This window comes from Pseudanabaena cinerea FACHB-1277, assembly GCF_014696345.1.
GTDB lineage: Bacteria > Cyanobacteriota > Cyanobacteriia > Pseudanabaenales > Pseudanabaenaceae > Pseudanabaena > Pseudanabaena cinerea.
The window spans coordinates 1-8,400 of the sequence record NZ_JACJPY010000124.1 but is presented as its reverse complement, the minus strand read 5'-3'; the positions used below and the strand labels follow the sequence as shown (position 1 = coordinate 8,400).

General features: G+C 45.0%; 7 protein-coding genes. 5 read left to right on the top strand and 2 right to left on the bottom strand.

Translation table 11 applies throughout. From position 1 onward, the window contains the following. The 3 genes from H6F44_RS21240 to glmU all read left to right on the top strand — a co-directional run. Positions 1-665 (top strand): tetratricopeptide repeat protein (locus tag H6F44_RS21240; RefSeq protein ID WP_190353091.1); only part of this gene is annotated, 665 nt, incomplete at its 5' end. Positions 666-736: 71 nt separating this feature from the next. Next, positions 737-1,114 carry an MAPEG family protein gene (locus H6F44_RS21235; RefSeq protein WP_190353090.1) on the top strand — a complete coding sequence of 126 codons (378 nt, stop codon included), beginning with the start codon at positions 737-739 and terminating at the stop codon, positions 1,112-1,114. A 15-nt stretch (positions 1,115-1,129) separates the two neighbouring features. Further along, on the top strand, positions 1,130-2,494 hold the full coding sequence (gene glmU / locus H6F44_RS21230) for a bifunctional UDP-N-acetylglucosamine diphosphorylase/glucosamine-1-phosphate N-acetyltransferase GlmU (protein WP_190353089.1): 1,365 nt from the start codon (positions 1,130-1,132) through the stop codon (positions 2,492-2,494). 126 nt (positions 2,495-2,620) lie between these two features. On the opposite strand, the gene crtD is transcribed toward glmU, so the two are convergent. Next, entirely contained in the window at positions 2,621-4,153 is a 1,533-nt protein-coding gene (crtD, locus tag H6F44_RS21225; protein WP_190353088.1) for a C-3',4' desaturase CrtD, read from the bottom strand. A gap of 220 nt (positions 4,154-4,373) precedes the next feature. Between crtD and H6F44_RS21220 the strand changes: the two genes are divergently transcribed. Then, the gene (locus H6F44_RS21220) at positions 4,374-4,949 is read left to right on the top strand and encodes a Uma2 family endonuclease (protein ID WP_190353087.1); all 576 of its coding nucleotides are present in this window, start codon (positions 4,374-4,376) and stop codon (positions 4,947-4,949) included. After that, positions 4,943-7,390 (top strand): GUN4 domain-containing protein, encoded by a 2,448-nt coding sequence (locus H6F44_RS21215; protein WP_190353086.1) that lies wholly within the window; start codon positions 4,943-4,945, stop codon positions 7,388-7,390. Before H6F44_RS21220 ends, H6F44_RS21215 begins: the two co-directional genes overlap by 7 nt. 78 nt (positions 7,391-7,468) lie before the next feature. On the opposite strand, the gene H6F44_RS21210 is transcribed toward H6F44_RS21215, so the two are convergent. Beyond that, positions 7,469-8,266 (bottom strand): transposase, encoded by a 798-nt coding sequence (locus tag H6F44_RS21210; RefSeq protein ID WP_190353085.1) that lies wholly within the window; start codon positions 8,264-8,266, stop codon positions 7,469-7,471. Positions 8,267-8,400: the final 134 nt, after the last annotated feature.

The window sequence follows — 8,400 nt, the reverse complement described above, 5'->3', positions numbered from 1 at the left end:
CCCCAAGTTCCCCTAACTCGAACAGTTCTGAGAAGTCAGTAACTCCTGCCGATCCCCTTAGTTCCACTTGGGAATCCTATCGCCATGCTTCCAATAACTATGCCGATAGTGTCAATAAGCAAGAGATGAATCTCCATCCCACAGAAATTAAAACCGATTGGGATCGATTAGCTGCCGCCGAAGTTGCCATCAGTCGCGCCGCCTATCGCGAAGCCTTGCGCTATATCGAACAAATTCAAGAAAAACGCTTACATACTTTAAAAATCCATCAACTGAGCGCCCTCATTTATGCCAATTTAGGCGAACTCAAGTCCGCCTATCAAAATTGTGAAGAAATCATCAAACTCGATCCCAATTCTCCCAAGACCTATTACCTGATGGCACATATTGCTGATGAAATGGGCAAATACGATGATGTGAAGCAACTTTTAAAAAAGGCGATCTATCTCGACTTGTATTTTGTGGCGGCTTATATGGCTCTCGGTGATATCTATGGTCGTGAAAGCGATCGCGATCGCGCCCTGAAAATGTATCGCTCCACCATTGATATTTTAAAAGCATTGCCCAGCGATCGCATCGTTGAAGAAACAGACCTCACCCCTAATGAGTTGATCCCGCAAGTGGAAGAAAGAATGCGTTGGATTGGGGTTGGCTTCTCCATTTAGAAAATCTGGGAGTCTCAACTTTGCAAACACAATCTAAAATTGTAGTGTTTGTTATCTACCACATTATGCTTATGATTACTTCTATCTATGCGGCACTGTCATCGCTCTTGATTGTCTGGCTATCTTTGAATGTCGTTAAATTGCGTCAATCGGGGCGCGTCATCTTGGGGGATGGGGGCAAACCCGATCTACAGGTGGCGATCCGCGCTCAAGGCAATGCCACTGAATATATTCCCATTTCGCTAATTTTACTTTTGTTGTTAGAACTGAGCAAGGGTAATGTACTGATGCTACATATTGGTGGCATCGCACTACTAGTTGGGCGATCGCTCCATGCCTACGGACTAACAACAAGCAATTTAAAGCTGCGGGTATCGGGAATGGTTTTCACATTTAGTAATATTATCTACTTAGCGATCGCCAATCTTGTGTACCAGTTTATAAATTAAAGAGGACAATCATAAATGTTAGCAGTGGCAGTCTTGGCTGCGGGTAAAGGAACTCGCATGAAATCCGCCTTGCCCAAAGTATTGCAACCCCTTGGCGGCAAGTCTCTTGTTGAAAGAGTACTAAATGCCACCGATGCCCTCCAAGCTGATCGCCGCATTGCGATCGTTGGTTATTGTAGCGATCAAGTTCGTGCTGCCCTTACCCATTACCCCAATTTAGAATTTGCCGAACAAGCGGAACAGTTGGGAACGGGTCATGCCATTCAGCAATTAATCGCGCCATTGTCAGATTTTCGTGGTGAGTTAGTGGTACTCACAGGCGACTCCCCCCTGATGCGAACTTCCACCATTCAAGCACTCATCGATAACCACCGTCAGCACCAAGCCTCAGCAACGGTACTAACGGCGCTGTTAGACAATCCAACGGGTTATGGTCGCGTATTTTGCGATCGCGATATGAAGATTGAGCGCATCATCGAGCATCGTGATTGTAATGCCGAACAACTGCTCAATCAGCGCGTCAGTACAGGAGTCTATTGCTTTGACTGGCAAGAGTTAGCCCAAGCATTACCGAAACTAACCACCAATAACGCCCAAAAGGAATATTACTTAACGGAAGTATTTGATTATTTAGAATCGGTGTATGCCAGTGATTTGCAAGATCCTGATGAGAGTTTGGGCATCAACGATCGCCTGCAACTGGCGCACGCCTATGAGGTTTTGCAAAAACGCGCTAGGGAGAAATGGATGCGGGCAGGTGTCACCATGCTGCTCCCTGAGACGATTACCATTGATGATGATGTGGAACTTGCGCCCAATGTGATTATTGAGCCACATTCCCATGTGCGCGGTCATAGTCAGGTTGGCGAAGGTTCCGTAATTGGTCCTTCCACAATGCTGGTTAACAGTACGATTGGCACAAATTGCGAAGTACAGTTTTCTGTGGTTGAAGACAGCCGCATTGGTGATAATTGCCGCATTGGTCCCTTTGCCAGAATTCGCGGCGAGTCAATTGTTGGCGAAAAGTGCCGCATCGGTAACTTTGTGGAATTAAAAAATGCCAAGGTCGGCGATCGCACCAATGCCGCCCATTTGAGCTATCTTGGCGATGCCACCCTCGGCAACCAAGTTAATATTGGCGCTGGCACGATTACCGCTAATTATGACGGTTTCCAAAAGCACCAAACCACCATTGGCGATCGCAGTAAAACTGGCTCTAATTCCGTTCTAGTTGCCCCCGTCACCATCGGCGCAAATGTCAATATTGCCGCAGGTTCCGCAATTACAGAAGATATCGCCGATAATGCCCTAGCGATCGCCAGAGCCAAGCAAATTGTTAAGCCCGATTATTACGATCAAGAAGGGCGTAAGAAACAATAGAACGCTAAAGTGTTTTGAACGCAAAAATATTTTGAAACTACGCTGGCATCGTAAGGGCAATTCATAAATTACCCTTACGGTCAGTTCTTTTGTGTAAGACTTACAGCGCAATTACTGAGCCATGACCTAAGCCATGACCTGTGCCATGATTTGTCTAACTACGGTTAAGGCTGAATAACTAACCCCTGCGGTTCCCTCCCCAGGATGGGTGGAGTCACCAACCATCCAAATATTTGCAAGTGGCGTGCGATTAGCAAACCCAAAAAGTCCAAAGGTGGAAACCCGCATTCCCACACCGCCAACAATACCGCGATCGCGTCCTGTATAACGGGCAAAGGTTTGGGGTGTAGCCGCTTCTACATGAATGATCGTCTGCTCATTGAGATGGAAGTATTGGCTTAATTGCGCGATCGCTCGTTCTGTAAATCTTTGCTTGAGTGCAGCATAGTCTTCATCGCCATACCAAACCGCAGCATCGGTAAATTCAGAAGCAATAATTGTCGCTTTACCAGTAGGGGCGCGACCATCACCTTCTTTGCTAACGGATACAAATAGAGAATGGGGCTGAATATGGGAATCGGTGGAATATGCCTCTAAAAACTGTAAATGGGGCGGACAGTCTGGAGGAATCGCCGCCCGATCCACACCCAAATAAACGACAAAAGCCACGGAAGCAGGCTTAAGCTGTTGCACCCGTTTGGCATAGCCTTGGGGAACCTGCTCGCCCAACAGACGCACCAAATCATTCACCGTCACATTCGCCACCACATGATCGGCAGTATCCGTAAATATTTCCCCCGATCGCAAATTCTTAATCCCAACCTGAATTTCCCCCTTTTTCCTTTTTCCTTTTTCCTTTTGAATTGAAACCGCCTGATGTTGCATCAACACTTTGCCGCCATCCCTAGCAATGCTTGCAAGTAAGCGATCGCTTAACACCTGCATACTCCCCTGCAAATGGAATAGCCCAAGGGGAGATTGGGAAACTGCCAAAGCCGTTGCTGCGTATAGCAAAGCGGTTTCTTCGGCATTGACCTGAGAATAGAGCTTAAGTTGCAGATCTAAGAATGTCCGCAGACGGCGATCGCTATCTAAGCCAAACCCACGCAAAGCATCACCCACAGTCGAAAAAGTATAGGGAACTGTCGCTAAAGTGTCTAGGCGCAATGCTTTGAGCAATTGCCACGCATCCCAAAGATTACGCGGCGGCAAAATCGGATCACGTCCTTGAAAGCGCCAACTTCGCCAAAATAGATCCTCTAAAAATTGCCAGAATGGTTCGCTATGGGGAAATTGCCTTTGCCTCTCTTGCTGCCATTTTTGGCGATCGCGCCAGACATTAATTGGCTCTGTCTCATCAGGCAGAAATACGGCACAGGCAGGATCGCAAAAGGTCGCATCGGGAATCTCTAGATCGAGTTCTTGAAAAATGCGATCGTGAATACCGCCCGACTCTAGCCCTGCCACCTGTGTTGCCCCCACATCAAAAATAAATCCCCGCCGCTTGAAGGTCGAAGCACAGCCCCCTGCCACCGCCGCAAGGTCATAGACTGTCACCTCATAGCCATGTTTGGCAAGCAGCGCCGCCGTTGTCAGCCCCCCAATCCCTGCACCGATGATAATTACTTTTTGATTTATTTTCTGATGTTTAGATGACATAGGGGCTAGGTTTCACGGTTCTTGATGTAATCTCATGGAGCTATTATACTACCTACCAAATTCGTATCAAGAGTTCCTAATTTGATTGCTGATGAGTTAGAAAGTATCATTTCTTCTTAATCTATCGGTTTATAATGCTGACAATGCGATCGCCCCAACCCCTATGACTCAGAGATTGTGATAAAATCGCAGAGTAGGCTCAAAACTTTGAATGAGAACTATGAATGCTTTAACGATCAGCTTAGAATCTGTCATCGATCTTACTGACGAACAGTTTTTTCAACTTTGCCGCAAAAATAGCGACATCAGATTCGAGCGCAATGCTCAAGGAGATATTACAGTCATGGCTCCCGCAGGTAGTGAAACAAGCGCCCGCAATTCTGATTTAAATGCTGATCTTGTATTTTGGAATCGACGCACAAAGTTAGGTATAGTCTTTGATTCTTCGGGGGGCTTTAAACTTCCCAATGGGAGCGATCGATCGCCTGATGTTTCATGGATTTTGAAAGAGCGTTGGGAAGCATTAACGACTGAACAACAATCCAAGTTTGCGCCCATTTGTCCAGATTTTGTAATTGAGTTGATGTCACCTAGTGATAATTTGAAGGTCACGCAAGCGAAAATGCAAGAATATCAAGATAATGGGGCAAGGCTTGGGTGGCTGATTAATCGCAAAGATCGGGAAGTGGAAGTTTATCGCATAGGGAAGTCTAAAGAAGTTTTACAAAATCCAAGTTCTCTGTCTGGGGAAGATGTTTTACCTGAGTTTGTTTTGAGCCTTGCGGAAATTTGGTAATAAGATATATTGAATATGCGATCGCCCTAAGCACCATGATTCAAGAGCCAGAAAAGCAACCTAATTCTAGTCCTGAAAAGAGATTTGTCCAGCGATCGCTTGCTGCTGTTGCGCGATGGTCGCCTTTGGGCGGAACGAGCTTTGCATTTGCATCTTTTTTACTCAAGCAAGAATGGGTAACAGCGATCGCTTTGTTTCCTGTTACGGCGGTATCGGGAGTATGGGCTGCCTATAGCAAAAATTTTACAGAGCGATTGAGTGAGATTTATGGTGAGCGGGGAAAAAAGGATGCTGACGGTTTTGTTGAAAACATGGATCAAGCCAATCAATTCTTGACCGAAAAATTGAATTGGCGATCGCTTGGGTTTACGGAGAAATATCTCAAGTGTCAAGAGTGGGACTGCCACGAGGACAATGTGGTGGGAATGCGGGAAGAAGATGATTTGCCAGTGAATAGTCCTTTATTGAGAGAAGTATTTGTGCCTTTGGAATTGAGTGGTGACTCGTTGGCTAGGGGCTATGAATTTCGCGATCGCCCTGAAAATCGCGCTGAAATATGTGAACAACTGCAAATCTGGCAATTGCTAGAACGGGTGAGGGAAGATAATCGCTTGCGGCAAATTGCGATTAGGGCATGGGGTGGCTATGGCAAAACTACACTGTTAAAGCATCTTGCCTATATTTACAGTACACAGGAATATTGCAAGGGAAGTTATCGCAAATATCAAGTACCGACTTTAATTCCCTTTTTATTGTTTTTGGGTGGTTGTTGGAAAGAACTCACCAAAGAGAATCCGCCGAACCTGCCCGAACTTTTGACCGACTATCACATTGGCAGATTGACGAAAATTAAGCCTCTTGATGCTGTGCCGAATAATTGGGCATTGAATATTCTCAGGCGTGGGGATGCTTTGGTGATGTTTGATGGCTTTGATGAAGTGCCACCTGCGGAACGAGCAAAGGTGAGTACTTGGCTGAGCGATGAAATGCGTCAATATCCCGAATCTATATTTATTTTGACTTCGCGCCCTACGGCATACACTGAAGACTATACAGCCAGAAAACCGACAGCAAGTTTTTGGATTCAAGATTTTAATCCAGAGCAACGCAAACAGTTTGTGGAGCAGTGGTATATCTGTCAAGAACGCTATGCGCGGGGTGGGCGCAATACGCCTGATGTGGAAGCTAAGGCGAAGGACAAGGCAGAGAAGTTATTGGCACAAATTGAGGCGCGTCCAGAACTGAAGGATCTGGCGGGGAATGCGTTGCTGTTGAATATGATGGCAAGGTTTCATCGCGATAATAAGCAAGGGGCGGAGTTGCCACAGCGAAAGGTGGAGCTATACCAAGATATTTGTGAGTTACAGCTAGGGCGGCGAGCGAGTGCGAGGGGTATTTTCTTAGTTCTCAATTCCATTAGTCAGCGTCAGGAAGTATTGCAGTTTGTGGCGCTAGAGATGATGTGTGGAAGGGCAAAAACAATTGATACTAATGATTTTGCGCCAGAATATTTTGAAGTGGAGGGATTTAAACAAATTTCTGAGGCTGATTTGTTGGAGTATATTGAGATGGCATTGCAAAGAATCGATCCTGATGTGTCAGCCAAAGAGTTTCTAAAGCAAGCAGAAGACATCAGCGAGTTATTGGTCAAAAAGGATGGACATATCTATGCTGTCTATCAATTTGCCCATCTTAGTTTTCAGGAATTTCTAGCAGCTTGCGAACTATTCCGTATGAGACAACAGGGAGAAAAGTTAGCTTTTGAATGCATGGGAATTAGTGCATGGCAAGATGTGATCCTGTTTTATGCAGCGATGATTAATCCCACTAAACTAATTCAAGAAGCGCTTAATCAAAAACATATTGATCTTGCCGATCGCATCTATAAACAAACTGAGAAGCGCTTAAATTTATCCATTGCCGAACAGAAGGCGCTAGAAGGCGTGAAGCAATCTGTCACCAATTCACGTTATCAAAAGTTAGAAGATTATCTCGAAAATCAACAATGGTATGAGGCAGATCAAGAAACCTATAAGCTGATGATTAGGGCGGTGGGCAAAGAGGATGGGCAATGGTTTAGCACAAAAGATTTAAAAGAGTTTCCCTGTGATGAGTTATTGGCGATCGACAAACTTTGGGTGGAAATTAGCAAGAAACATGGATTTGAGTTTGGCTTTAGTGTCCAGAAGCAAATTTATGTCGAGTGTGGTGGTATTCTAGATTTTAGTTATCCCAGTTCTGAGACTTGGGAAAAATTTTGCGATCGCACTGCATGGAAAGAAAGAGCGAAATGGGTGGACTATCCCGACCAATTTTTTAAGAATAATTTTATGAGTGTTAAGGGACACCTCCCTGTGTTGGGAGGGGTGGTTTGGGTAGGAGAAGAGTGGGGGGAATTGGTGGGGGTTATCTTTTCTCGCATCGAGACTTGTGAAGTGTAAACCATAAAGCTTTTACACTTCTATTAACTTTTGTAAACCGACAATTTCCTACAGCATAATCAGCATCCTAGCGTTTCGTTACCTGTCACCAGCCTCCTCACCATCACCACCGTCATTTTCCGAAAATTTCTGGCAAGCCACTTTGGGATCATAACAATTTGCCATTACAAATTTTTCAGCAACTTTACGAATTTCTTCATCGGGTTTGTCCCATTCGTCCCACAACGACTTTTGACCTCGACAACCCTTTCCCGTCTTGCCCTTTATTTTTAAATTTGCCAACAACTTCGTACCCCAATAATTTCGCTTCTCAGGTTTCGGCTTCGGTTTGTATTTTTGGCAAAACTTACGATACGCCGCCGCGCAAATATCCAAACTCAAACCCAACATCAAAAAGGCTGGATGCCATTGCGTCAACCCATCATCAGTCAGTCGGTCATAGGTTCCATAATTGCTATAGTCATAAAAAAATCCTAACTGCATCCCCGCCGCCTTCGGATTCGCATGGATATATCGCAGCGTATTCAAAGCACGGCGCATATCCGTATTCGCAAATCCTGTACTGTGATAGCGCTTCTCCCAGAAATGACCAGTGCGATTCATCATGCGGTTAAAACACATCGCGGTATACCAATTCAACCAATGCATGATTTTTGGTAAATCTTCTGGCTCAGCAGGTTCCAATAAATAATGAATATGATTGCTCATGATGCACAGGGCATAGAGTTTAAACCCAAATTTGTCTTTGCATTTTTGAATGGAAAAGAGCAGTACCTCTCGACATTCATCCCGAATCAATCGAAATTCGCGATTATTACACCGCACTGTAACGTGATAGCAATAGCCAGATTTGAGTTCGCGTGGTTTTCGAGCCATAATTTTGATAGTTTTAATAATGTAGGGGCAGAGCATTCCCACCACAATCTATAAATTCTGCAACCATCTCAAATTGGGAATGCTCTGCCCTAAACCTTCGCAAATCATCGAAAATTCCAAACTGCCCTAAACCT

Coding starts and splice junctions, on each gene's coding strand:
- H6F44_RS21235 (WP_190353090.1), top strand. CDS start 737: ATGATTACTTCTATCTATGCGGCACTGTCATCGCTCTTGATTGTCTGG.
- glmU (WP_190353089.1), top strand. CDS start 1,130: ATGTTAGCAGTGGCAGTCTTGGCTGCGGGTAAAGGAACTCGCATGAAA.
- crtD (WP_190353088.1), bottom strand. CDS start 4,153: ATGTCATCTAAACATCAGAAAATAAATCAAAAAGTAATTATCATCGGT.
- H6F44_RS21220 (WP_190353087.1), top strand. CDS start 4,374: ATGAATGCTTTAACGATCAGCTTAGAATCTGTCATCGATCTTACTGAC.
- H6F44_RS21210 (WP_190353085.1), bottom strand. CDS start 8,266: ATGGCTCGAAAACCACGCGAACTCAAATCTGGCTATTGCTATCACGTT.